This window comes from Burkholderia stagnalis, from assembly GCF_902830275.1.
GTDB lineage: Bacteria > Pseudomonadota > Gammaproteobacteria > Burkholderiales > Burkholderiaceae > Burkholderia > Burkholderia stagnalis.
On the sequence record NZ_CADESW010000005.1, the window covers coordinates 249,418 to 276,308 of the forward strand.

Genomic DNA, 26,891 nt, shown 5'->3' on the forward strand with positions numbered 1-26,891 from the left:
AGCCACGGATGGAGAACTGTACGAATATACAGTATAGTATTCGTCCGAAACCGGCCCGCACCCGTTTCCGCATCGCGGCGCCGCGCCCCTGGCCAACCCACCCCGACGAGCAGACAAATTGTCATCCAGCAATCAGATCCGCATTCGCGGCGCGCGTCAGCACAACCTCAAGAACCTCGACCTCGACCTGCGCACCGGCGAAATGACGGTCGTCACCGGCCCGTCGGGCTCCGGCAAATCGAGTCTCGTGTTCGACACCCTGTACGCGGAAGGCCAGCGGCGCTACGTCGAGACGTTCAGCGCGTATGCGCGGCAGTTTCTCGACCGGATGGACCGGCCGCAGGTGGACCGCGTCGACGGCGTGCCGCCCGCGATCGCGATCGACCAGACCAATCCGGTCCGCAGTTCGCGCTCGACCGTCGGCACGATGACCGAGCTCAACGACCATTTGAAGCTCCTGTACGCCCGCGCAGCGGAACTGTTCGACCGCAAGAACGCGCAGCCGGTGCGGCACGACACGCCGGAGACGATCTACGCGGACCTCGCCGCGCGCACGGCCGATCGCGATCCGCGGCTCGTGGTGACGTTTCCGGTCGAGCTGCCGGAAACCGTGACCGACGAGGAAGTCGAGCAATGGCTGTCGGCGAGCGGCTATACGAAAGTGCAGGCACAGCGCGAAGTCGCGTCGCCCACCGGGCCGCGCAAGGTGCTCGACGTGGTGGCCGACCGCTTCCGCCTGCATCAGGCCGACAAGGTGCGCGTGATCGAGGCGATCGAGGCGTCGCTGAAGCGCGGTGGCGGGCGCGTGAACGTCTACGTGCTCGCGCAGGTGCCGGAAAACGCCACCGCCGCGGCGCCGGAATCCGAGGTGTGGCGCTTCTCCACCGGGCTCCACAATCCCGACAGCGATCTCCGCTACGCCGATCCGCAGGCCGCACTGTTCTCGTTCAATTCGGCATACGGCGCATGCGAAACCTGCCGCGGCTTCGGCCGCGTGATCGGCGTCGATCTCGGCCTCGTGATCCCCGACTCGCGCAAGACGCTGCGCGGCGGCGCGATCAAGCCGATGCAGACACCCGCGTGGAAGGAGTGCCAGGACGACCTGATGCGCTATGCGGCGAAGGCGAACATCCGGCGCGATACGCCGTGGAGCGAGCTGACGTCCGACGAGCGGGACTGGGTGATCAACGGCTCGCCGGACTGGAATGGCAAGTGGCAGAGCCAGTGGTACGGCGTGAAGCGCTTCTTCGGCTACCTCGAATCGAAAGCATACAAGATGCATATCCGCGTGCTGCTGTCGAAATACCGCAGCTACACGCCGTGCGACGTGTGCGGCGGCGCGCGCCTGAAGACGGAGTCGCTGCTGTGGCGGCTCGGCTCGAAGGCGAACGCCGACGCGGCGCTCGCGCCGGCCGGCCGCTTCCTGCCGCGCGGCGTCGACTGGACCCGCGCGCAGCTCGAAGCGCTGCCGGGCCTCACGGTGCACGACCTGATGCTGCTGCCGATCGAACGCATCCGCCGCTTCTTCGACGACATCAGCCTGCCGAGCGCGCTGCTCGACGACGCGCTGAAGCTGCTGCTCGCCGAGGTGCGCACGCGGCTGAAGTATCTGTGCGACGTCGGGCTCGGCTACCTGACGCTCGACCGGCAAAGCCGCACGCTGTCGGGCGGCGAGGTGCAGCGGATCAACCTGACGACGGCGCTCGGCACGTCGCTCACGAAGACGCTGTTCGTGCTCGACGAGCCGAGCATCGGCCTGCATCCGCGCGACCTGAACCGGATCGTCGAGGCGATGCAGCGCCTGCGCGACGCGGGCAATACGCTGGTGGTGGTCGAGCACGACCCGTCGGTGATGCTCGCGGCCGACCGGCTGATCGACATGGGGCCCGGCCCGGGCGAGCGCGGCGGCACGATCGTCTACGACGGCACGCCCGGCGATATCCGCTCGGCCCGCACGCTGACGGGCGAGTATCTCGGCGGCCGCAAGCACGTCGCGCACGCGTCGCACTGGTCGCGCCGCACGGTGGACGCGCACACGCCGCGCATCGTGCTCGAGGGCGCGAGCGAGCACAACCTGCGCGACGTGACGGTCGAGATTCCGTTGCAGCGCCTCGTGTGCGTGACCGGCGTATCGGGGTCGGGCAAGTCGACGCTGCTGCAGGACGTGCTCTATCCGGCGATGGCGCGGCACTTCGGCAAGGCGACCGAATCGCCGGGCGCCTACCGCCGCCTGACGGGCGCGGAGCAGGTGGGCGACGTCGTGTTCGTCGACCAGTCGCCGATCGGCAAGACCACGCGCTCGAACCCGGCGAGCTATGTCGGCGCGTTCGACGAGATCCGCAAGCTGTTCGCGAAGGCGCCGCTCGCGCTGCAGCGCGGCTACGGCGCGGGCACGTTCAGCTTCAACTCGGGCGACGGCCGTTGCCCGACCTGCGGCGGCTCGGGCTTCGAGCACATCGAGATGCAGTTCCTGAGCGACGTCTACCTGCGCTGCCCGGACTGCGACGGCCAGCGCTACCGCGCCGAGGTGCTCGAAGTGCGGATCGTGCGCGACGGCCGCGCGCTCAGCATCGCCGAGGTGCTCGACCTGACCGTCAGCGAAGCCGCGGCGTTCTTCGCCGCCGACGCCGAGGTGCTGCGCGTGCTGCAGCCGATCGTCGACGTCGGGCTCGAATACGTGAAACTCGGCCAGCCGGTGCCGACGCTGTCGGGCGGCGAGGCGCAGCGCCTGAAGCTGGCGGGTTTTCTCGCCGAATCGGCGAAGGCCGGCAGCGGGCGGCGGGTCGTCACGGAGGAGCAGCGCGTCGCGCAGGCGCGCCTGTTCATGTTCGACGAACCGACCACGGGGCTGCACTTCGACGACATCGCGAAGCTGATGCAGGCGTTCGGCAAGCTGCTCGCCAGCGGCCATTCGCTGATCGTGATCGAGCACAACCTCGACGTGATCCGCGCGGCCGACTGGCTGATCGACCTCGGCCCGGAAGGCGGCGACGGCGGCGGGCTCGTGCTGTGCGCGGGCACGCCCGACGACGTGAAGGCATGCGCCGGATCGCATACGGGTGTGGCGCTGGTGCATTACGACCGCGCGATGGGCGCCGAAGCCGAACCGGTAGACGAGGGCGTGCCGTTGCAGGCCGCGCTGAACGCGGCGCGTGCGCGGCGGGCGGTCGAAGGTGAGGACGTCGTGCGCATCGTCAACGCGCGCGAGCACAACCTGAAGGCGCTGGACGTCGACATTCCGCACGGCAAGTTCAACGTCGTGACGGGCGTGTCCGGTTCCGGCAAGTCGACGCTCGCGTTCGACATCCTGTTCCACGAGGGCCAGCGCCGCTACCTCGAATCGCTGAACGCGTATGCGCGCTCGATCGTGCAGCCGGCGGGGCGCCCCGAAGTCGACGCGGTGTACGGCATTCCGCCGACCGTCGCGATCGAGCAGCGCCTGTCGCGCGGCGGCCGCAAGAGCACGGTCGCGACGACATCCGAGGTGTGGCATTTCCTGCGGCTGCTGTACGTGAAGCTCGGCCTGCAGCATTGCATCCACGACGGCACGCCGGTGACGTCGCAAACCGTCGAATCGATCGCCGCGCAGCTGCTGCGCGATCACCGCGGCGAGCACGTCGGGCTGCTCGCGCCGCTCGTCGTCAACCGCAAGGGCGTGTACACGGATCTCGCGAAGTGGGCGAAGGCGCGCGGCAACACGCATCTGCGCGTCGACGGCGAATTCGTGCCGGTCGACCCGTGGCCGAAGCTCGACCGCTTCCGCGAGCATACGATCGAGCTGCCGGTGGCCGATCTCGTCGTGTCGCCGGACAACGAGGCCGAGCTGCGGCAGCGCCTCGACGAGACGCTCGAGCTCGGCAAGGGCGTGATGCACCTGCTCGCGCCGCTCGACGGCCTGCACCATGCGATGAGCAACGATCACCCGACCACGGGGATCGGCGAGGTCAAGGTGCTGTCGGTCAAGCGCGCATGCCCGGTGTGCGGCACGAGCTATCCGGAGCTCGACCCGCGGATGTTCTCGTACAACAGCAAGCACGGCTGGTGCACGACCTGCGTGGGCACGGGCCTCTCGCTCACGCGCGAGCAGCGCGCGGCCTACGACGACACGGTGCTCGCCGAAGACGGCCGCGGCCGCGAGCAGACCTTGCCTTCCGACGAGCAGGAGCCGGAAGGCGTCGGCGACGAGCCGTGCGCGGATTGCGGCGGCACGCGGCTGAACCCGTCCGCGCGCGCGGTGACCTTCGACGGCCATCCGATCGTCGACGTCGCGCAGTGGACCGTGTCGGATTCGCGCCGCTGGATCGACGGCCTGCAGCTGTCGGGGCGGGACGCGCAGATCGCGCGCGACATCGTCAGCGAGATCGGCAGCCGTCTCGCGTTCCTCGAGGAAGTCGGGCTCGGCTACCTGAGCCTCGACCGCGCGGCGCCGAGCCTGTCGGGCGGCGAGGCGCAGCGCATCCGGCTCGCGGCGCAGCTGGGCAGCAACCTGCAGGGCGTCTGCTACGTGCTCGACGAGCCGACGATCGGCCTGCACCCGCGCGACAACCAGATCCTGCTGGACGCGCTGCGCAAGCTTGGCGACAAGGGCAATACGCTCGTCGTCGTCGAGCATGACGAAGATACGATTCGCCGCGCCGATCACATCATCGACGTCGGCCCGGGCGCCGGCAAGCGCGGCGGCACGCTGGTCGCGCAGGGCGGCGTGGCGGAGCTGTCCGCGCAGCCCGATTCGCTGACGGGGCGCTTCCTCGCGCAGCCGATCGTGCATCCGCTGCAGCCGCGCCGCGGTGTGAGCCTGCCGGGCGCAAAGAGCGGTGCGGCGGCGCCGGAGAACTGGCTGACGGTGCACGGCGGCAGGCTGCACAACCTGCGCGACGTGACGGTCGGCATTCCGCTCGCGCGGCTCGTCGCGGTGACGGGCGTGAGCGGCTCGGGCAAGTCGACGCTCGCGCGCGACGTGCTGATGACGAACCTGCTCGACGCGGTGGGCCGCTCGGTGCTGTCGTCGCCGGCGACGCGCCGCGCGCGCAAGGCCGCGGAGCAGGACGCGCCGGCCGCGAAGCGCCGCGCGAGCGTGCTGGCGCGCAGCGCGCCCCGGCCGTCGCTCAACGTCACGCATGCGTGGCAGGGCTGCGAATCGATCAGCGGCTGGGAGCATATCGACCGCGTGCTCGAAGTCGACCAGACCCCGATCGGCAAGACGCCGCGCTCCTGCCCGGCGACCTATATCGGCGTGTGGGACACCATCCGCAAGCTGTTCGCGGATACGCTCGAGGCCCGCGCGCGCGGCTACACGGCGTCGCGTTTCTCGTTCAATACCGGCGACGGGCGCTGCCCTGCCTGCGAAGGGCAAGGCGTGCGCACGATCGGCATGAGCTTCCTGCCCGACGTGAAGGTGCCGTGCGACGTGTGCCACGGGCAGCGCTTCAACCCGGAGACGCTCGCGGTGACGTGGCGCGGCCGGAACATCGGCGACGTGCTGACGATGGAGATCGACGAGGCGGTCGAGTTTTTCGCGCCGATCTCGAACATCGCGCATCCGCTGCAGCTGATGAAGGACGTCGGCCTCGGCTACCTGACGCTCGGCCAGCCGTCGCCGACGTTGTCCGGCGGCGAGGCGCAGCGCATCAAGCTCGTCACCGAGCTCAGCAAGGTGCGCGACGACGTCACGCGGCGCGGCCAGAAGGCGCCGCATACGCTGTACGTGCTCGACGAGCCGACGGTGGGCCTGCACATGGCGGACGTCGCGCGGCTGATCCGCGTGCTGCACCGGCTCGTGGATGCGGGGCACAGTGTCGTCGTGATCGAGCACGACCTCGACGTGATCGCGGAAGCGGACTGGATCATCGACCTCGGGCCGGAGGGCGGCGTGGGCGGCGGCACGATCGTGGCGGCGGCGCATCCGGAAGGGCTCGTGCAGGTAAGCGCGAGCCATACGGGGCGCGCGCTCGCGCCGGTGCTGGCGCGCAGCGGGCCGGAACGGGGCGAGGCGGTGCGCGGCGCAGAGGCGGGCGTCGGCTGAACGGGTGGGCTTTTGAGGTAGGGGCCGGGCGCCGGCCGGCGCCCGCGGCCTGCCGGCGACGTGATGAGCGGCGTGCGGTACCGCCGTCGGCCGGATCGAGTGCGGCTTGCAATGCAGCGGAGAAGGGACGGATCGCGGATTCGAACATGTGTTCGCGCCGAGCTTCGATGCCGAAGGCGCTCGCAACAACCGTCTCGGCGGGCCGATCGTCGGACGTTCGTCTCGCCTGACCGGGCAGCGCCATCACCCTCGCCGACCGCGACGTTCCTCGGCCGGGGGCCCCTGCCGTGCAAGCAGACGCCATGCAAAGTGTTGCGTTGCACAAGCATGTCGGGTAAAATTTAGGGTTCCCCATTCTGCGCGCACCGGAATCCGTGAGATGCACTCCGGCTTCGACTGTCCGTGCGCCATCCCACGATTTCGTTCGCACCCCGTCAGACTTGACCGCCGTCAGGTCAGCAACGATCGTCGGCCAACCTGTCGAGGAGAGTGTATTGGCAAATCCAGTTCGCGATGATTCAGCTTCCCGCGTGACCGCAGCCGCGTCGAAGGCCGGCCGCCGCGCCGCGAAGGGCAAGACCCAGGGCGTCGCCGCGCCGCAGGACACCGCGTCGAACGCGCGCCAGGACGAGGAGCGCCAGCGCCAGATGCGCGCGCTGATCGCGCTTGGCCGCGAGCGCGGCTATCTCACCCACGCAGACATCAACGACCACCTGCCGGACAACTTCACGCAGACGGCTGCGATGGAGACGATCGTCAGCACGTTCGGCGACATGGGCGTGGCCGTGTACGAGCAGGCGCCCGACGCGGAGACGCTGCTGTTGAACGACGCCGCGCCGGCCGTGGCGTCCGACGATCAGGCGGACGAGGAAGCGGAAGCCGCGCTGTCGACCGTCGATTCCGAATTCGGCCGCACGACGGACCCGGTCCGGATGTACATGCGTGAAATGGGGGCCAGCGAACTGCTGACCCGCGCCGGCGAAATCGAGATCGCAAAGCGTATCGAAGACGGCCTGCAGGACATGATTCAGGCGATCGCCGCGTGTCCGTCGGTCGTGTCGACGATTCTGGCCGATGCGGAACGCATCGACGCCGGCGAACTGCGTATCGACGAGCTGGTCGATGGCATCAGCGACGACACGGACGAAAGCGGCGCCGCCGACGAAAGCGGCGCGGCGCTCGAAGCCGACGAGGTGGAGGCGGCAGACGCCTCCGACGACGACTCGGACGGCGATGACGATGAAGCGGCCGACAGCGGGGAATCGGAGAAGGCGAGCGCAGCCCGCCTCGAGGCACTGACGAACGACAGCCTGGCGATTTTCGCGCGTGTGCGTGCGCTGTTCGAGCAGTTGCCGGATGTGCCCGTGACCGGGCAGGCCCGTGCCGAGGCGGCCGCGAAAGTGCGCGTGGAGATCCAGCGCGAACTCGCGCCGATCCGCTTTACCGCCAAGACGATCGACCGCCTGTGCGCCACAGTGCACGACCAGGTGACGGAAGTTCGCGCGATCGAACGCAGCATCCTGGAGATCGCGGTCGACCGTTGCGGCATGCCGCGCGACGCGTTCGTCGAGTCGTTCCCGGGCTGCGAGACCGATCTCGAATGGACGAGCCGCACGGCGGCGACGTCGAAGCAGTTCGGCGCGGCGCTCGAGCGGCATCTGCCGGCGATCCAGGCCGGGCAGCAGAAGCTCATCGACATCGAGGCCAAGGTCGCGCTGCCGCTCCAGCAGCTCAAGCAGATCAACCGCCAGATGAGTGCCGCGGAGCTGAAGATGCGGCAGGCCAAGCGCGCGATGATCGAGGCGAACCTTCGCCTGGTCATTTCGATCGCGAAGAAATACGTGAACCGCGGCATGCAGTTCCTGGATCTGATCCAGGAAGGCAACATCGGCCTGATGAAGGCGGTGGACAAGTTCGAATACCGGCGCGGCTGGAAGTTCTCGACGTACGCCACCTGGTGGGTCCGGCAGGCGGTCACGCGTGCGCTGGCCGATCAGGCGCGCACCATCCGCGTGCCGGTGCACATGATCGAGACGATCAACAAGCTGAACCGGATTTCGCGCGAAATCCTGCAGCAGACCGGGCAGGAAGCGCATCCGGCCGTGCTTGCGAAGCGCATGGAGATGTCGGAAGAGAAGGTGCGCAGCATCCTCAAGATCGCGAAGCAGCCGGTGTCGCTCGAAACCCCGGTGGGCGACGATGCCGACGCGACGCTCGGCGACATGATCGAGGACGCGTCCGCGAGTTCGCCGGCCGAGGCCGCGATTCACGCGAACATGCGCGCGGCGATCGACGAGGCGCTCGACGGGCTGTCGCCGCGCGAGGCCAAGGTGCTGCGGATGCGCTTCGGGCTCGATACGACCTCGGATCACACGCTTGAAGAGGTCGGCAAGCAGTTCGACGTCACGCGCGAGCGGATTCGCCAGATCGAGAGCAAGGCGATGCGCAAGCTGATGCATCCGAGCCGTGCGGACAAGCTGAGGCCTTTCCTCGAGCGTTGAGACATGGCGGCGGCCCTTGGGCCGCCGTCTGGGCTGTCCCGGGATCGCAACGCAACGCGGTTGCCGGGACCGCATGCCAATATCGTATTTCTTGAGCTAGCACCCTGCTAGCTGCTCCGGACACGCCGGAGCCGGCCACGCTTCCAGCCTGGCTGAGCGACAGGTATCCCCAACCAGATCGCCATACTTCGCAATGAACCGCTTGCGTTTCATTGCCAATCTCGTTCCATGTCCATCAATGCATGCCGACGCATGCCAATGCTCGATCGCGACCTCGGCCGCAGCGCGCGTCGGAATTCATGGGCGGCGTACCGACCGGCGGGGGCACGCCGCGCACGCGGTCGAGCAGCCGTGGGTGGGGCGGCCGCTACGTGACGCCCCAGGATGTCGACAATTGGAAAATCGCGGTGCTGCGGCCCGATCTCGCGCTCGCGAAGAAGAACGGACAGTCGTACCGGCCGGTCGTTTTCCCCGGATTCTCGTGGCACGACCTGTTTCGCGGCGTCGGTATGATCGGCTGCGTTGCAAAGTTGCGGTGAATGGCCGGTTATCCGGGGCCATCCACCGCAACGATTCATGCTGCCTGGTTGAAGTAGGTAATCAGATCGGTGGTCTGACCTGCAGCCAGCGCGGTCTTTACTTCCTGTTCCGACATTCCTGGCGTGAGCTGAGCATGGTTCATGTTGATATCGATGAGCAAGCTGCCGGCCTGATCGTAAGCTGCCGTCCATGCGGCAATCGCCTGATCCAGATCGTATCTTCTCCCCGATACGCCAGCGATGTGTTGCGTTCGACCAATCAGCAACCGTTGGCGCGGCTCGTGCAAGTGTGTGCTCGTCCTGCCGGCTTCGCGCGCTGCGCCATGCATTCGTGATTTGCATTCGCCAAGTACAGGATCCGATACACGATGTCGGTCCACGTACCAACTGTAGAGGAGATGCAATGGATTCACGCGTGACCAGTGGTGGGCCCAGCGGACTGAGCTTGTTGTTCAAAGGGGGCGGCCAACCGGAAAAAACACCAGCATCCAACCCGCATCGCGAACCGTCCAAACCGTCTCAGGCGCTCGCACCGCTCGTGCCATTCCAGCAGCCTGCGCAACTGAACCTTCCCAGGACCTATTTGCATACGACCATGCCGCACAATCGCTCCTCTATCAACCAGGAAGGATTGATCGCGGGCGGTTATCGCAATAGCGGGGGGATCGGCGACGGTTCCGGGAACCCTTGCCATCATGGGGTATTCGTCGTGAACCCCGGAATGGCGCAGCACATGGGTGGTGATGCGCTTCCTGAGCCCGTCGCCGTCTTTTCCAATCGGCACCCTGTTGAAGACGTGAATTACAAACCGCTCGGAACGGCGTCGTTTTTTCTTTCCGATACGAACGAGCCGGCACGCATCCCGCCGTTGCGCACTGCCGGGATCGTCGATACAGCGCATCATTCCGCGCAATTTCCGATGACGCCCCGCACGGCTCAGGGCGCACTCCACGTGATTCAGGCACAGAACCCCGGCAACCCCGAGGCGAACGCGCTGACGCCTGAGACTGCTGCGGAAAAGCTCTTCGGCAAATTCAGGGAAAACTTTCCGATGGAGGCATACGAGCTCACGGCCTACACGCCGACCAGCCGCCATGATGGCGATTCGATCCACGACGGCGATTCGATCCATGACGGCGATTCGATTTCGGAACAGCCGTCGGCTTCGACCTCGACAGCTCCGCACAATCCGCTGCCGATCACGCGCAGCTCAACGGCTGCGCCGGTAGTCACGACGACATCACCCCAGTTCGGTTCGCTTGACCGGCGCGCCTGACGCGTTTGCAGCGTGGCTGCCCGGCGCAGCATCCACCGCCCCCGGGCACCCCCGGCTCGGGACGCCCGACGCCACCTCTGCTTGAAGCGCCCCGCGCGCGCTCGGCTCGCCCGCTATCAGGAAGATCGGACAAGAATGCATGTTAGTGTTTCGAAGCGAGATTCCCAATATGAACGAGAGGTGAGTGATGGATCGGCCAGACAAATCGGCAAAAGCCCGCGCGGCGCTTGATCAACTGTTCTCGGGCGTTGCGCCTGCGGACGCGAATCGCGCGTCACGTCCCGGCAATCCGTTCGACGCGCCGGATGGCGGCGCCGGCGTCGATCCCGCCGTTCGCGGCAGGGTCGAAGTCGCGCTGTCGACCAGAATCCAGCTGCGCGGCTACCCGAATGCGGACGCGTTCATGAAGCGCATGGCCGAAGCCTGGGGCCTGGAGTGGGGCACATACGACAGCGTTCAGGCCGTGGCAAGGCTGCCCGCCGGATGGCGATTCCGCCAGCTCCCGGGCGTCACGCAGATCGTCGACAGGCACGACATACTGCGAGCGGAGAGCAGCTTGCAGGGCGGCGAGATGTCCTATCTGAAAGTGCATCCTCGATACTATATCGACGCACGCAAGGGGTTTGCCTGGGGAGTCGCGGCCGATGATCCGGAGCTGGACGGCCCCGACTGGCACTGCGTCGTGATCGATCGGGAAAAATCCGGCGAAGTGCATGAAATGACGAGCTCGTCGTTGAAAGCCGATCTGGAGCGCGCGCGGGCGACATTGCTGAAGTGGCTTGACGATCACTACCCCGATCATCGTGATCCGTTTGCGTATTGGACGGATTGCGAACGTGCGTCATAACGCGGTCCCGATTTTCTGGGCCGCGTTCGGCGCGGCGGTCGTGTCGACCGCCGTGGAGTTGCCGCTATGGTGGCTTGCCGGCGACGACGTCATTCGGAACCTGATTCGCGACGCGCACCTCACGGCAGCCATCGTGATGGGACGACGCGTGCTCGCGCCACCCGCCGGCTTCGATCCGCTGGTGATGGGCGTGGCGACAGTCGTGCATTTCTCACTGTCGATCGCCTATACGGCTGTGCTGGCGAAAGTGGTGCGCAGCATGTCGCTCCGGTCGGCGCTTGTCGCCGGGGGCGCGTTTGGACTCGTCCTGTATGGCCTCAACCTGCACGCATTCACTGCGATCTTCCCGTGGTTCATTCCGGTTCGCGGCGTGATCACGCTCGTTGCCCATCTGGGATTCGGGATCACGGCAGCCGCGATCTACCGCGTCCTCCGACGGTAAGCGCGGCAACGATTGCCGACGAGCCCCCGAGTCATACATTCGCCGCACGCAGGCGCCGTTCATCGGCTGGCTCATTCCCGTCGTTCGTCGCCCGGCGCGGGATGCGAACTTTCCGGCCGATTTCGTCGCGACAAACCCGGGATTCGTTATCAACCCGACGCAGCGAAGCATCACAGCAATCGGTATTTTGCGCGCGGCCCAGGTTGACTAAGATCAAACACTCGTGCGGACGCCTGAATCGATAACCGGTCCGCCGGTGCTCGAATCATGGACAACCGCACAGATTCCCCCCCGCTCATTTCGCTGCCGGAAAGCGAGCATCGCCCACTTTCGGTGCGCGCGAAGGCGCTCGTGTTCGCGGACCCCGCGTCGCGCGCCGTGCTGCGCTTCGTCGAGCAGATCGGGCCCAGCGCGGCGCCCGCGCTGATTCTCGGCGAGACGGGCACCGGCAAGGAGCTGGTCGCCCGGCACATCCATCACGTCAGCGGCCGCCAGGGCGCGTTCATCGCCGTCAACTGCGGCGCGATCAGCCAGCAGCTCGCGGAGAGCGAACTGTTCGGCCATGAGGCCGGCGCGTTCACGGGCGCGAACGGGCGCCGCGTCGGCTACTTCGAGGAAGCGCACGGCGGCACGATCTTTCTCGACGAGATCGGCGATCTCGCGCCGACGCTGCAGGCGAAACTGTTGCGCGTGCTGCAGGAGGGCGAGGTGACGCGCGTGGGCGCGACGCGTGCGCGGCCGGTCGACGTGCGCGTCGTGGCCGCGACCAACGTCGATCTCGAGCAGGCCGTGCTGGCCGGCAATTTCCGCATGGACCTGTTCTACCGGATCAATCTCGCCCGCGTGCGCCTGCCGCCGCTGCGCGAGCGGCCGCAGGACATCCTGCCGCTCGCCGAGCATTTCCGCGGGCGCTATTGCGCGCAGCTGAAGCGGCCGCAGCCGATGCTGTCCGAGGGCACGGTGCAGGCGCTGCAGGCGTATCCGTGGCCCGGCAACATCCGCGAGCTGGAAAACGTCATGCATCTCGCGCTGCTCGTGTCGAACGGCAACCTGATCCGCCCGGAGCACCTGAAGTTCTCGGAGGCGCTCGCCGGCTACGCGCGTGCCGACGCCGCCGCGACGACGCTGCCGCAGGACGACATCCGCGCGGGCGTGCGCCGCCTGTTTCGCGGGCCCGGCGAAAGCCTGCTGCGCGACATCGAGGAGCTGGTCGTGGGCGAGGCGTTCGAGCATTGCCGCTTCAGCCAGGTGCGCACGGCCGCGCTGCTCGGCGTCACGCGCAATACGATGCGCACGCTGCTCGCGCGTTACGGGCTGCTCAACGAACCGCGCCCGGAATCGGCGCTGGACGACTGACCCGGCTCGCCCGCATGCGCCTGCGGGAGCATCGTCTGCCGGCGCATCGCCTGCCCCCTCACGGCAGGCTGGCGCGCGCCAGCCGTAGAGCAAATTGATTCTGTCACATGCAGGGCACGTGGATGCGGTTGACCTGCGTACCGAGCCGCTGTCGTTGCTGACGCGCTTCGTCGCAACCGAGGCGACATGATGGCACGTCGCAAGCCGGAATTTCAAACCCTGGATCTTTCGACCTGGCCGACCGTCGCGTGGACCGAGTTCGATGCTGCCGAACGGGAATCGATCCGGGCGCGTACGACAGCGATCGAGCAGTATGCGTGCGGCGCCACGATCAAGGAGATCGAGCAGGGCACGGGCGTAAACCGACGGCAACTTTATCGCCTGCTCGAGCGCGCACTCACAGAGCATCCCGACGGTCGCCTCTATGGCTTTCGCACGCTGATCTTGCACGCGCGCGTTGCTGATTACGTTCGCTTGAGTCCGGTGAAACTGCGCGGCGAACGCGGAAGCCGTGGCGCCGTCGGCGCGTTATCGCAACTGTTCGAGCGTTTCTCGGTGCTCGCGGCGTGGCTGCAGTTGCAAATCAAGCAGCACCGGGTCGCGTTGATCGAGATCCGTGCCGACGGCGAATTGCGCACCCGCTTGCGCGGTCTTCAAGGACTGCATGCGGGCTTTCTGCAGCAATGTCGTCAGCGCGGTCTCGTGGCTGCCGACTATCCGTTCAATACGGCGAGCCACGCGATTCGGTCGCTTTCGGCCCGTGTCAAAAGCGAACTGCTGAGCGGATTCGGCACCGCTGCGCGTGCCGCGGGCGCGACGCATCTGAAAGGACTGCCGCGCAGCGATGATTTTGCTGCGCCCGCCGCAACACGTCCATATCAGGTCGTTGAATTCGACGGACACCGGCTCGATATCCGTCTCAAGGTCACGATGCTCGATCCGCTCGGTTTTGCGCATGAGTTCGAAATCGAACGGGTCTGGTTGCTGGTGATCATTGACGTTTGCACACGCGCCGTGCTCGGGCATCACCTCGTTCTGGCTCGCGAACACAGTCGCTACGACGTCATCAAAGCAATCGAAGCGGCGCTTGAGCCGCATCGAGCCCGGTCCTTCACGATTCGCGAACTCGACTACTGTCCCATGGATGGCTACCCGTCACAACGCATGCCAGAGCTCGCCTACGTGACGTGGGAGCACATCAAGCTCGACAACGCGAAGGCGAATCTCGCTACCGAGTCGCTGGCTGCCTTATGCGAGTTCGTTGGCTGTCGGGTCGCGGCCGGACCGAAGCACAGTCCGGATGAGCGCCCTTACATCGAGCGGTTCTTTGGCACGATCGCCACTCGGTTGTCCTCGCGCTTGCCGGGCTACACCGGTAGCCATCCTCGCGATCTGCGTCGCGCGTTGTCGGACCGCAAGGGCAATCTGCGTCTGTTCGTGTCCTTCGACGAACTGGAAGAGTTGATCGAATACGCGATCGCGAGTTACAACGGCACGCCACACACAGGACTCGACAACGTCACGCCGCTCGAGGCAATGGGGCAGCCAGTTTCATGCGTGACGTGCGGGCACTGGTCGCGCTCAAGCGTGAGTTGTTGCCGGGCGTGACCACCTTCGTCGACAGCGTTCGACTCGAAGCGATCGACGATAAAGCTGACCGACTCATGGTAACGACCTCGGTTGGGGAAGAGGCGCGCTTGGTTCATTTCAATCCCGATTTCACGGGAACGCCGTCGTTCGGGCGACGCCTGTATCGCTTGCGCGACTGGACCGATGACCTTGCCGACTGGGTGGATCGGCTGCGTCGTGAGAGACAGCTGGCCGGCAACGTGAAGCGTGAAGCTGCGGCGATTGGCGGTATGATCCGCGTCGAGCTGACCGGATGCCGCGAGGTGTCCGCGCGCCTGCATTCGATACAGACGGTGCCGAGCGCTCGGCGGGCGACCGCCGAATGGGTCAACCTCGCCGATGAAATCGATGCGCAAATCAACATGGTCCTTACCACGCTTGGATGATGAACCGCACGCGTCGGCAGTCAGCGAGGCTGCGGAGATCGGCAAAAAAGGTCTGGGCGTCGCGTCAATCAGATGCGTCTGAAAAATGGGAATTGTGGTTTTTCATCAACGACTTGGCAATTGCTGACAGTCGTTTGTTAGGGTTTCGGTAAGCTCGCGTTCGATAACCAACGAATGGACGCGGGCCGCGTCGACAAGAATGAACAAGAGTACGCATCGCCTAGTGTATTCCAGGCTTCGGGGTATGGTGGTGGCCGTCGCAGAGACCGCGACAGCTGAGGGTAAATCGGCGACGGGCGAAGCATGTGTGCGGCGGCGGTCGTCGACGTCCGGCGTTCGCGTTGTGATGGCGGGCGTCGCCGCGCTCGGCATGCTACCCACCCTGTCCGGTGCGCAGATCGTTCCGACGCCTGGCACCAGCACGCAGGTGATCCAGACGCCGAACGGCCTGCCGCAAGTCAACGTGGCGCGTCCGTCGAGTGCGGGCGTATCGGTCAACACCTACAACCAGTTCGACGTACAGCGCGCTGGCGCGATCCTGAACAACTCGGCCACGATGGTTCAGACCCAGCAGGCGGGCTGGATCAACGGCAATCCGAATTACGGCGCCGGGCAGGCCGCGCGGATCATCGTCAACCAGGTCAACAGTCCGAACCCCTCTCAAATTCGCGGCGCTTTGGAGATCGCAGGCGCTCGCGCGGATCTCGTCCTGGCGAATCCGTCCGGGATCTTCGTGGACGGTGGAACCTTCCTGAATACCAGTCGCGCGACCTTGACGACCGGCGTGCCGTTCTACAGCGCCGACGGCTCTCTCGTCGGGTACAACGTCAACCGCGGGCTCGTGACCGTCTCGGGCGCAGGCTTGAACGCAACCGGTACCGATCAGGTGGACCTCATCGCTCGCGCGGTACAGGCCAATGCCGCCATCTATGCGAAGAACCTGAACGTGATCGCCGGCGCGGCCCAGGTCAATCACGACACGCTTGCCGCGACGCCGATCGCCGGCGACGGCTCCGCTCCGGCGGTCGCGATCGACGTGAGCCAGTTGGGCGGCATGTATAGCTCAAGGATCTTCCTCGCATCGAACGAGTTCGGTGTGGGGGTGGCCAACGCCGGCACGATCGCGGCTCAGGCGGGTGATCTGACGTTGCAGTCGAACGGTCGGCTCGTCCTCACGGGCAAGACAACGGCAAGCGGAAATCTGGCGCTGTCGGCCTCGGGTGGCATCCAGAATAGCGGCACCACGTACGCGCAGCAATCGCTGTCGGCGAATACAGCAGCCGACCTCACGAACAGCGGCACGCTCGCGGCACGGCAGAATACGACCGTGAATGCCGGCAGCGTCAATTCGACCGGCACGCTCGGCGCGGGCGTGAACAACGACGGTTCCGTCACGCACAGTGGCGACTTGAACCTGACGGCGTCGGGCCAGCTGAGCGCGACCGGCCAGAACGTCGCGGGCGGCGACGCATCGCTGACGGGCGGTAGCATGAATCTCGCTGGCAGCCAGACGGCAGCGAACGGCAATCTGTCACTGAACGCGACGACCGGCGACGTGAACCTGTCGAACGCGACGACGAGTGCGCAAGGGTCCATTCAGGCGAATGCATCGGGCACCGTGATCAACGATCACGGCAGCTTGTCGAGCGGTGGCGGCACGACGCTGACCGGTGGCAACCTGTCGAACCAGGGCGGCAAGGTATCGTCGCAAGGCGCGTTGTCGGTGAATGTCGCCGGCCAGATCGCCAACCAGTCCGGCGAACTGGTCTCCGAGAGCACGGCGGACGTGCGTGGCGGCACCATCGCGAACAACCAGGGCACCCTTCAAAGCGCGGCCGGCATGACGGTGGCCGGTGCGTCGCTGGACAACACGGCGGGTCGGATCACGTCACTCAATAGCGACGGCCTGTTGGTGACGACGAGCGGCCAATTGACCAATGCAGCGGGTACGACCGCGAACGGTGCGCAAGGCGGCGTTATCGGCGGCAACGGCGATGTGTCGGTCCAGGGCGCAAACGTTGTCAACCGTGGCACGATCACATCCAACACGAATTTACGTGTCGCGGGCCAGTCGGTCGACAACGGCGGCGGCACGCTGCAGGCTGCGCAAAAGGTGGCTGTCAATGCGGGCGCGCGCCTGATCAACAACGGCGGTTCGATCGTCGGTCAGACGGCCGCGTTGACTGGCACGGCGCTCGACAACAGCGCGGGCACCGTACAGGCCGGCCAGGTGTCGTTGAACGCGACCGATCTCGTGAACCACGGTGGCACGATCACGCAGACCGGTGCCGGCGCGATGAGCGTGAACGTGTCGGGCACGCTCGACAACTCGAATGGCGGCACGCTGCAGACCAACAGTACCGACCTGACGCTCGCGCCTGCCGCGCTCGTCAACGATGGCGGCACGATCACGCATGCGGGCAACGGCACGCTGACGCTCGGCGGAGGTACGGGGTCGGTGTCGAACGTGAGCGGTTCGATCGCCAGCAACGGGCGCGTCGTCGCGCAAACCGGCGCGCTGAACAACACATCGGGCTCGATCAACGCACAGAATGGACTGGCGGCAACCGTCGGCGGCACGCTGAACAACGCAAACGGCAAGCTGTTGTCGAACACGGACGTGAGTGTCGCCAGCGGCACACTGACGAACGACGGCGGCCAGATCGGTGCCAGCACGAACGCGACGATCCACACGGGCTCGATGACGAACCAGGGCGGTTCGATCGTCGCGCCGAACCTGTCGGTCACCGCCGATTCGACACTCGACAACAGCGGCGGCAAGCTCGAGGCCAATCAGCTTGCGCTGACGGCCGCGAACCTCGTGAACCACGGCGGTACGATCACGCAGTATGGATCGTCAGCGATGGGGATGAACGTTAGCAGCACGCTCGACAACTCGGCCGCCGGCGTGATCCAGACCAACGCCACGGACCTGACGCTTGAGCCGGCCGAGCTGAACAACGCGGGCGGCACCATTACGCATGCCGGCACCGGCACGCTGACGATCGCGCCGGGCAATGGAGCCAGCGCGCTGAACAACGCGTCGGGCACCATCGTGACGAAGGGACAAGCGGTCGTCGATGCGAGCAGCTGGAACAACGCGAGCGGTATTCTCGCGGCACAGCGCGGCATCAATGCGACCATTGCGGGCGACGTGAACAACGCGCAGGGCCTGCTGCGATCGGACGCGTCGCTGTCGTTGCAGAACGGCGGCGCTCTGTCGAACCGAGGCGGGCACTTCCAGGCGGGGCAATCGGTTGCGGGCGACACCAGCACGCTCGCCATTCAATCGGCTTCGATCGACAACGCGGACGGCGCCATTGTCGACCTCGGTGCCGGCAAGATGACGGTGCAAGGCGGTAGCCAGATCGCCAACAGCCACGCCGGCGGCGTAGCGGGAATGGGTGCGATTACCGGCAACGGCGATGTGACGGTCAGCGCAGCGTCGATCAGCAACACGCAAGGCGGTCAGCTCAGCGGCGCATCGCTGCATGTTCAAGGCAACACCTTGGACAACAGCGGCGGCACCATTGGCAACGTCACGAATTTGAACGGCGACGTGGACGTCACGACGACCGGCGCGATCACGAATACGAACGGCCAGATCAGCTCGACGCACGACCTGTCGGTCGCGGCGGCTACGCTGCAGGGCGGCGGCACATACAGCGCGACGCACGACGCGAACGTTAATCTGCAGGGTGACTACACGGCGGCCGCCGACACCCAGTTCAACGTCGGTCACGATCTTGCCTTCACGCTGCCCGGCACCTTCACGAACAACGCGAACCTGGAATCGGTCAACAACCTGAGCGTCGACGCGGGCAACATCGTCAACGTGGGCGCCCTGACTGCCGGTGGCCTGCTGCACACACAATCGATCAATCTGACGAACACGGGCGCACTCGTGGGCGCCAGCGCTTCGCTCAACGCGACGAATACGATCTCGAACCTCGGGCCGACCGCGCTGATCGGTGCATCCGACAGCAACGGCACGCTGGAGATCCTCGCGCACGACATCGAAAACCGCGACGATACGACCGCGACCGATTCGATGGCGACGACCGCTATCTTCGGCATGGGCAAGGTCGTGCTGGCTGGCGGAAAGGATGCGAGCGGAAACTACAGGAACGCGGCGCTCATCAACAATTCGTCGGCCCTGATCCAATCCGAAGGCGATATGGAATTGCATACGGACAAAGTGACGAGCACGCGCCGCGTGATGAAGACCTCGACCAGTTCGATCGATCCATCGCTACTCGGGCAGTTCGGCATTCCGATCAGCGGCCGCACGGGCCAGGTCGGCGTGAAGGATCCGGACAGCATCGGCGGCGTCTACACCGAGCCGCCTCATGGCGGCCAGTGGAACAGCACGTATCAGTTCACGACCTACTACGCGGACAGCGCAACGGCGACGACCGTGACCGACATCAGTCCGGCTGCCCAGATCGTGTCGGGCGGCAGAATCGATGCGTCGTCGGTCGGCACGCTGCAAAACTATTGGAGCAACATTGCGGCGGTCGGCGACATCAAGATGCCGGCCCGTTACGACGCCGACGGCTGGGCGGCGTCCGGGCAGAAACTGCCGGGCGTGACGGTTTCCTACTCGGGGCAGTATCACTACAACAACTACGACAATTCCGAGCACGACTGGCAGTTGCCGTTCGGCAATGCGCCGTTCGTGACCGGGCGCCCGGGCGGCTACACGCAGGCGGCGCCGGCGTCCATCAAGGATTACACGCTGCCCGGCTATTTTTCGACCTTGAGTTCCAACGGCACGATCTGGGGGACGGGCGTCAGCGTCAGCAACACGGCGGCCAACGCGTCGATTCCGTCGCTCGGCTTGTTGCCGGGGCAGTCGGTGCCGGGGCTCACACCGACCAACCTGAGCGGTAACGCGAGCGGTGCGAAATCGGGGGCGTCAGCAGTGCACGGAGGTCCGCCGGCGCCGGTCGATCCGATCATCGCCAGTGCGACGGCGCTGAACGTGCTGAACAACCTCACGATTCCGCAGAGCGGGCTGTACCGGCCGACTACCGCGCCGAATGCGAACTACGTGATCGAGACGAACCCGGCGTTCACGAACCAGAAGAACTTCATTTCGAGCGACTACTTCTTCGGGCAGCTCGGCGTCGATCTTACGCATATTCCGAAGCGTCTCGGCGACGGCTTCTATGAGCAGCAGCTTGTGCGCAATCAGGTGACGGCGCTGACCGGCAAAGCGATGCTGGGGCCGTACGCGGATCTGCAAACGATGTATCAGTCGTTGATGACGGCGGGCGCGGATCTGTCGAAGTCGCTCGATCTGCCGATGGGCGCGAGCCTGTCGGCCGAGCAGGTGTCGAAGCTGACCGGCAACGTGATCATGATGGAGACGCGCGTGGTGGACGGCCAGTCGGTGCTCGTGCCGGTCGTGTATCTCGCGCAGGCGAACCAGCAGAATGTCAACGGCCCGCTGATCAACGCCACGAATATCGATTTCCAGAACGCACAGTCGTTCACGAGCAGCGGGACGATCAAGGCGGACAATACGCTGGCCATCCAGGGCAAGCAGATCGACAACGCGTTCGGCGCGCTGCAAAGCGGCGGGCTGATGTCGCTGAAGACCGAGAACAACATCGACCTGACGTCGGCGAACGTGAAGGCCGGCAGTTTGCAGCTCGACGCCGGCAAGGACCTGATTCTCGATACGGCGACGAAGACGAACACGCGCGTGAGCCGCGACGGTGCGACGAGCGTGGTGACGACGCTCGGGCCGACTGCGAAGCTGGATGTCGCGGGCAATGCATCGATCGTCACCGGCGGCAACTTCCAGCAGAACGCGGGCAACTTGTCGGTCGGCGGCAATCTCGGGATGAACGTCGGTGGTAACTGGGATCTCGGTGCGGCCCAGACCGGCGAGCACAAGATCGTGCAGCGGGCCAACGGCGTGTCCAACACCGACATCAACAAGGTCACCCGCAGCTCGGTGACGGTCGGCGGGCAATCGAGCATCGGCGTCGGCGGAGACCTGACGGCGAAGGGCGCGCAGATCGACCTCGGCCAAGGCGGCACGATCGCCGCCAAGGGCAACGTGACGCTCGGCGCGGCGAGTGCGACGTCGACGGTGAATAGCAACAGTTCGGGCAGCGACAGTCACGGCAGCTACGCGGAGACGCTGCACACGTCCGATCAGGCGTTGACCGGGACGGCGCTAAAGGGCGGCGATACGGTGAATATCGTGTCGGGCAATGACATTACGTTGTCCGGCAGCGCGATCAGCCTAGACCAGGGCAATGCGAACCTGCTGGCGGTCGGTGATGTGAATGTCGGCTCGGCAACAGAGACGCACGAGTTGAACTCGCACGAAACGCATAGCCACAGCAATGTCGTAAGCGGCGTGAAGGTCGCGAGCGGGATCGACCAGACGATGACGCTCAATCGCGGCAGTCTCGTGTCGGCGGACGGCGTGAACATTGTCAGCGGAAAGGACGTCAATGTTCAGGGCGGCACCATCGTCGCAACGAACGACGTGACGCTCACGGCAGCGCGTAACGTGACGGTTACGACGTCGCAGGACACCTTGCAGTCGTCGAGCTACTACAACAAGAAGGAATCCGGGCTGATGTCGGGCGGGGGACTGTCGGTGTCGGTGGGCAGCAGTTCGCTGAAGACGACCAGTCAGACGACCGAGGTGTCGAACAACGCCAGCACGATCGGTTCGCTGAAGGGTAACCTCAGCATCACGGCTGGAAACGATCTGCACGTGACGGGCAGCGACCTGATCGCAGCGAAGAATCTCAGCGGGACAGGCGCGAACGTGACGATTGACGCGGCGCAGGACAGGACCCACCGCGGTGAAACGCAGGAAGTCTCCAAGAGCGGCCTGACGCTGGCATTGAAGGCACCGGTGATCGACGCGGTATCGAATGCCGTTGGTCAATCGCGTGCGTCCAGCAATAGCCAGGATGGCCGTGCAGCGGCGCTGCACGGGATGGCCGCGGCGAGCGCGGCATGGGATGCGAATATGGCTGCGGGCGATGTGGTCCGGGCGCTGGGGGCGGGCGAAACGCCTCAGTTCAAGGTCGAAGTCAGCGTCGGCAGCAGTCACAGCAAGAGCGCATTCTCCGAAGACAGCGTGACGAATCGCGGCTCGAATGTGAATGCGGGCGGAACGGTCGCGTTTGCAGCAACGGGGAACGGGCAACCGGGTAGCGGCAATGTGGCGATCGTTGGTTCGAACGTGAACGCAAACGGCGTGATCCTGGCAGCGAAGAATCAGGTCAATATCGTCAATACGACCGATACGGATACGACGCGCAGCACGAACGAGTCGAAGAGCGCGAGCGTGGGGGTGTCCGTCGGCACGGGCGGGTTCGGTGTTTCCGCGGCGATGTCGAAGGCCAACGGCGACGGCAACAGCGATCTGGCCACGCAGAACAATAGCCATGTAAACGCAGTAAACAATGTGACGATCATCTCGGGCAGCGATACGAACATCATCGGCTCGAACGTGAAGGGCAATCAGGTGAACGCCGATGTGGGCGGGAACCTGAACATCGTCAGCGTGCAGGATACGCTGACGAGCGCGGCACATCAGTCGAGTTCGGGCGGCGGCTTCAGCGTCAGTCAGGGCGGCGCCAGTGCGAGCTTCAGCCAGAGCAAGGGCAACGCGTCGGGCAGCTATGCGGGCGTCAATGAGCAAGCCGGGATTCACGCGGGTGGTGGCGGTTTCAATATCAACGTCACCGGCAATACCGACCTGAAGGGCGGGCTGATCGCGAGCGGCGCGGATGCGTCAAAGAATACGCTGACAACAGGTTCGCTGTCCTTCTCGGATGTCCAGAACCAGTCGCACTACGATGCGAGCTCGAGCGGCTTCAGTGCGGGCGCGACGACCGGCGATGGCGGGATGAACTACAGCACGCACGGCAGTACGTCGGGCAAGAATGCGGGCGGTGCAGCGCCTATGCTTGGCCAGAACGACAGCGGCAGTGATAGCGCGACGACGAAGAGCGGCGTGAGTGCGGGGACGGTTACGATTACGGACTCGGCAAACCAGAAGCAGGATGTGGCGAGCTCGAACCGTGACACGACGAATACGAACGGTACGGTCGCCAAACTACCCGACATGCAGAATCTGTTGAGCAATCAAGCGGACATGATGGCTGCGGCCAGCGCGGCCGGCGAAGCGGTGTCGCGCCGGATTGGGGACTATGCTGACGAGATGAAACGGCAAGCCCAGAAGAATGGTGACCAGGCCGGTGTCGACGCGTGGAAGGAAGGCGGAGCGAACCGCGCACTGATGCAAGGTGCAGGCGCGGCGCTGGTGACTGGACTGGCGGGCGGCAACGCGGTCGGTGGCGCAGCCGGTGCCGCGATTGCGTCGATCGCGTCGGGCAAGCTGAACGAGCTGAGCAGCGCAATTGCAGGCAGCGATCCGACCGGTAACGCCAATATGAATCAGGCACTGGGCAACATCGCGGCGAATGTGCTTGCGACGGGGGCCGGTGCCGCAGTCGGCGGTGAAGCGGGGGCGTTCTCAGGGTACAACGTCGATCGGTTCAACCGGCAACTGCATCCTGATGAGCGGCAGTGGGCGAAGGATAAGGCGAAGGACTTCGCGAAGTTCTACGAAGAAAAAACCGGTAAATCACTCACCGCGGATCAGGCGCAGAATATGCTGCTGGCAAACGGCTATCGTTTGGTGGATGCGGCGGCAAGCAAGGGGCCGGGAGGGGACGCAACCGCGGTGGCCTATATCAGTCAGAATGGTGACGGGCTGTTCCATGCGACGTCGGCAGAGTACAACAGTCCGTTCTTGTCTGGGAACAAGGATGGTTCGCTGACGCCGGAGCAGAGAGCGTTGCCTGGCGCGGTGGCTAATCCAAAGGCCGGTCTCGTCATTGCCGGCGGGTTGGTAACTGCCGGACTGGCACCAGAGATTGCTGCCGGGTTAGCCGCTATCCCTGGCGCGCCAATTTTTGGTTCGACCGGAGCTTTGGGGTCCAGCGCGTGGGCGTCGCCTATTGGGATTGGCGTCCTAACTGGCAGTGTAAATGCGACATCGCAATACATCCAGAATGGCACAGTGAATCCAGTCGATGTTGGGTATGCGGCATTGGCTGGTGGATCTGGCACTTACACCAAATTCTTTGGGAATGTCGTAATAAACGCAGTGACAGGTGCTCTTGATATTGTCACTAATAACGCAATCTCTGGAAAACACGATAGCATTGCAACCGGTGCAGCGGTGAACGCGGGTGCGGCGGCTATCGGTTATGGTACGGGACTCGCCATGCAAAATTTAATTTCCGCGTTGTCGAAGTCCGGGATGGGTAGTTTTGGGTGGTCCGGGACTGGTGTTTGGGCGGGATCATCAGGACAAAATCTATTCAATCCGAACAATGTTCCTGCAATTGGTGCCGGTATAGGGGGTGCTGCCGGCGCTGAGGCAGGAACGAAAGCGATAAACGATGCCAAATCTCGGATTGGGAAATGAAGAAATGCTTAGATTGATTGCCTTATATTTAGCTGCTTTCTTGCTGTCGTTTCTGTGCTTTGCCTCCATCAAGGTATTTGTAATGATTTTTGTGGCCTATTTTTACGGTGGCGGTTTCTTGTGGGAGAGCAACGATACGAGATTCGTTTTAGTGAATGGTATTCTGTTAGGGCTTGTTTTTTGCGTTTTCGCAACGGTGGCTTTTGTGCGAAAAAAATGATTCGTGATGCCATTGTGAAATCCGATTCAATCGGCATTTGCACGGTGTTGTTGTGTATATCAATCTGGACGGACCGGGATGAAGATTGCACGCAAATCAATTGAAAGTGATGCATTGATAGCAGGCACGTCTCAGCCGTAGTACACGATCGCATATCTAGAAAAACACATGAGAACTATTCGCCGGGGGAATTCTGCTGCGGCAGCACTGCTGTTTATCGCGACAAGTGTGTCGGCGCAAGAAGCTCCGCGCCTGACCGTTCCGGGCAACTACCAGCAATCCCGACAGCAAGAAGAGGCACGTGAGCGCGAGCGCACCGTCACCGCGCCCGGGGTACGATCGAACGTGGCGGCAAGCGCTGGGTATCCCACGCTGCCGTCGGAAACGCCCTGCTTTCGCATTGATCGTTTCTCCCTCGACGTACCCGATGCGCTGCCCGCTTCCCTGAAGTTGCTAGGCGCGTCGGCGTTGCCCATGGATCGCTTCGCCTTCGCACGCGAATGGCTCGAACACTACACTGGCCAGTGCGTCGGCAAACAGGGGCTCGACGTGCTCGTCAAGGGCCTGTCGCAAGCGATCCTGGCACGCGGGTACGTTACGACGCGCGTGCTGCTGCCCGAACAGGATCTGTCGACCGGCACCCTCAAGTTTTTTCTGATCCCCGGTGTGATCCGCCACGTGCGTTTCGCCAACGAGAAGCTCCGCGGCACTTGGAAAACTGCCTTTCCGACCGGCGACGGCGAACTGCTCAACCTGCGCGACCTTGAGCAAGGTCTGGAGCAGATGAAGCGAGTGTCGAGCCAGGATGTGTCGATGCAGATTGTGCCGGCCGATGTGCCGGGCGAAAGCGACGTCGTGCTCGACGTGAAGCGCGCCAAGCCGTGGACCGTCGTCGCGTCGATCGACAACTCGGGTACGCGCGCGACCGGCCGCCTGCAGGGCAACTTGTCGCTCGGCATCGACAACCCACTCGGATTGAACGACATCTTCAACATCGGCGTGAGCCAGGATCTCGAGTTCGGCGACAAGCGGCTCGGCTCGCACGGCTGGAACGGCTTCTATTCGATCCCGTGGGGCTACTGGACCGCGACGCTCTCGGCGTATACGAACACGTATTACCAGCAGATCGCCGGCGTGAACCAGAACTTCATCGCGAGCGGCAATTCGAAGACGGTCGACTTCAAGCTGAACCGCGTGCTGTCGCGCAGCCAGAACGACGTGTTCGGCGCGCAGTTTCGATTGTCGCGGCGGTTCGGGCAGAGCTTCATCGAGGACACCGAGATTCCGCAGCAGCGCCGCAACAACACGTTCGTCGAGTTCGGCCTGACCGATCGCCACTATTTCGGCAACGCGCAGTTCGACGGCACGCTCGTGTATCGGCAGGGCATCGGCGCATTCGGCGCGCAGGACGACATGCTGGCCGCCGACGGCGGCCCGACCTACCGCTACAAAATGGCCGTGCTCGATGCGAACCTATCGGTGCCGTTCGCGATCGCGCAGCAGCCGTTCCGCTACGTGACGACCTTCCACGGCCAGTACACGGGCAACATGCTGTACTACATCGACGACCTGACGATCGGCAGCCGCTATACCGTGCGCGGCTTCGACGGCGAAACGATGCTCGCGGCCGCGCGTGGATTCTACTGGCGCAACGAGCTGCAGGCGCCGATCGGACAGACCGGGATGGCGGTCTATGCGGGCCTCGACTACGGTCGAGTGTGGGGCCCGCAGCCGGTCGTGCTGGTCGGCACGCAACTGGCAGGCGCGGTGATCGGCGTGAAGGGCAGCGTCGCGACGCGTTTCGGCGGATACGGCTACGACCTGTTCGCCGGTACGCCGGTGTACAAGCCGTCCGGCTTTCCGACGAACCGGGTCACGCTCGGATTCCAGCTAACCGCCCAGTTCTGATGAAGGCCCGATCGAGCAACCCGACACTTCGCCGATCCGATACCGCCGGCGAGGACAAGGAACTGACGGCGTTTCTGACCGCCCAGCTCGACAGGGTCTTGTCCGCAAGTCACGAACCGCGTCCCCGCTGCCCGCGCTGCGGCGGCGGCCACATCACCAGCGCCGGATTCCGAACGCGGCCCATCGGTCGGCTGCCGATGTTCGAGTGCCAGACTTGCCGGCGCTACTTCAGTCGCACGGCCGACACCCCGCTCGGCGAGAAGCACCTCGACTGCGAACCCGCGAAG

The 26,891-nt window shown here is 64.8% G+C and carries 11 protein-coding genes and 3 pseudogenes; 13 read left to right on the forward strand and 1 reads right to left on the reverse strand.

The window, feature by feature from the left end; translation table 11 throughout:
- Positions 1-118: 118 nt before the first annotated feature.
- The 3 genes from uvrA to HWY45_RS12185 all read left to right on the forward strand — a co-directional run bounded on the left by uvrA (position 119) and on the right by HWY45_RS12185 (position 9,062).
- The gene (gene uvrA / locus HWY45_RS12175; RefSeq protein WP_059881508.1) at positions 119-6,022 is read left to right on the forward strand and encodes an excinuclease ABC subunit UvrA; all 5,904 of its coding nucleotides are present in this window, start codon (positions 119-121) and stop codon (positions 6,020-6,022) included.
- 494 nt (positions 6,023-6,516) lie between these two features.
- Positions 6,517-8,523 carry an RNA polymerase sigma factor RpoD gene (gene rpoD / locus HWY45_RS12180; RefSeq protein ID WP_059881510.1) on the forward strand — a complete coding sequence of 669 codons (2,007 nt, stop codon included), beginning with the start codon at positions 6,517-6,519 and terminating at the stop codon, positions 8,521-8,523.
- Between the two features lie 299 nt (positions 8,524-8,822).
- Complete coding sequence (locus tag HWY45_RS12185; RefSeq protein ID WP_059881512.1) at positions 8,823-9,062, forward strand: hypothetical protein; 240 nt, start codon at positions 8,823-8,825, stop codon at positions 9,060-9,062.
- 35 nt (positions 9,063-9,097) lie between these two features.
- On the opposite strand, the gene HWY45_RS12190 is transcribed toward HWY45_RS12185, so the two are convergent.
- Complete coding sequence (locus tag HWY45_RS12190; RefSeq protein WP_124516313.1) at positions 9,098-9,349, reverse strand: hypothetical protein; 252 nt, start codon at positions 9,347-9,349, stop codon at positions 9,098-9,100.
- Positions 9,350-9,465: 116 nt separating this feature from the next.
- Between HWY45_RS12190 and HWY45_RS36810 the strand changes: the two genes are divergently transcribed.
- The 10 genes and pseudogenes from HWY45_RS36810 to HWY45_RS12240 form a co-directional block, all read left to right on the forward strand.
- Entirely contained in the window at positions 9,466-10,338 is an 873-nt protein-coding gene (locus tag HWY45_RS36810) for a hypothetical protein (RefSeq protein WP_230946940.1), read from the forward strand.
- 187 nt (positions 10,339-10,525) lie between these two features.
- Positions 10,526-11,185, forward strand: coding sequence for a hypothetical protein (locus HWY45_RS12200; RefSeq protein WP_059557777.1), 660 nt, complete (start codon positions 10,526-10,528; stop codon positions 11,183-11,185).
- Complete coding sequence (locus tag HWY45_RS12205; RefSeq protein ID WP_059881516.1) at positions 11,175-11,627, forward strand: hypothetical protein; 453 nt, start codon at positions 11,175-11,177, stop codon at positions 11,625-11,627. Before HWY45_RS12200 ends, HWY45_RS12205 begins: the two co-directional genes overlap by 11 nt.
- A gap of 267 nt (positions 11,628-11,894) precedes the next feature.
- On the forward strand, positions 11,895-12,983 hold the full coding sequence (locus HWY45_RS12210) for a sigma-54 interaction domain-containing protein (RefSeq protein ID WP_059881518.1): 1,089 nt from the start codon (positions 11,895-11,897) through the stop codon (positions 12,981-12,983).
- Positions 12,984-13,172: 189 nt separating this feature from the next.
- Positions 13,173-14,522: pseudogene (locus HWY45_RS12215) on the forward strand (hypothetical protein); the annotation flags it as partial.
- A 14-nt stretch (positions 14,523-14,536) separates the two neighbouring features.
- A pseudogene (locus HWY45_RS12220) lies at positions 14,537-14,797 on the forward strand (Imm75 family immunity protein); the annotation flags it as partial.
- Positions 14,798-15,197: 400 nt separating this feature from the next.
- Positions 15,198-24,476: a two-partner secretion domain-containing protein gene (locus tag HWY45_RS12225; protein ID WP_150998916.1), complete on the forward strand. Its 9,279-nt coding sequence runs from the start codon at positions 15,198-15,200 to the stop codon at positions 24,474-24,476.
- Positions 24,451-24,696: a hypothetical protein gene (locus tag HWY45_RS12230; RefSeq protein WP_150998921.1), complete on the forward strand. Its 246-nt coding sequence runs from the start codon at positions 24,451-24,453 to the stop codon at positions 24,694-24,696. Before HWY45_RS12225 ends, HWY45_RS12230 begins: the two co-directional genes overlap by 26 nt.
- A 168-nt stretch (positions 24,697-24,864) precedes the next feature.
- Positions 24,865-26,604, forward strand: coding sequence for a ShlB/FhaC/HecB family hemolysin secretion/activation protein (locus HWY45_RS12235; RefSeq protein ID WP_059881520.1), 1,740 nt, complete (start codon positions 24,865-24,867; stop codon positions 26,602-26,604).
- Positions 26,604-26,873 (forward strand): annotated as a pseudogene (locus tag HWY45_RS12240) (hypothetical protein); the annotation flags it as partial. The gene HWY45_RS12235 and the pseudogene HWY45_RS12240, both read left to right, overlap by 1 nt.
- Positions 26,874-26,891 lie beyond the last annotated feature (18 nt).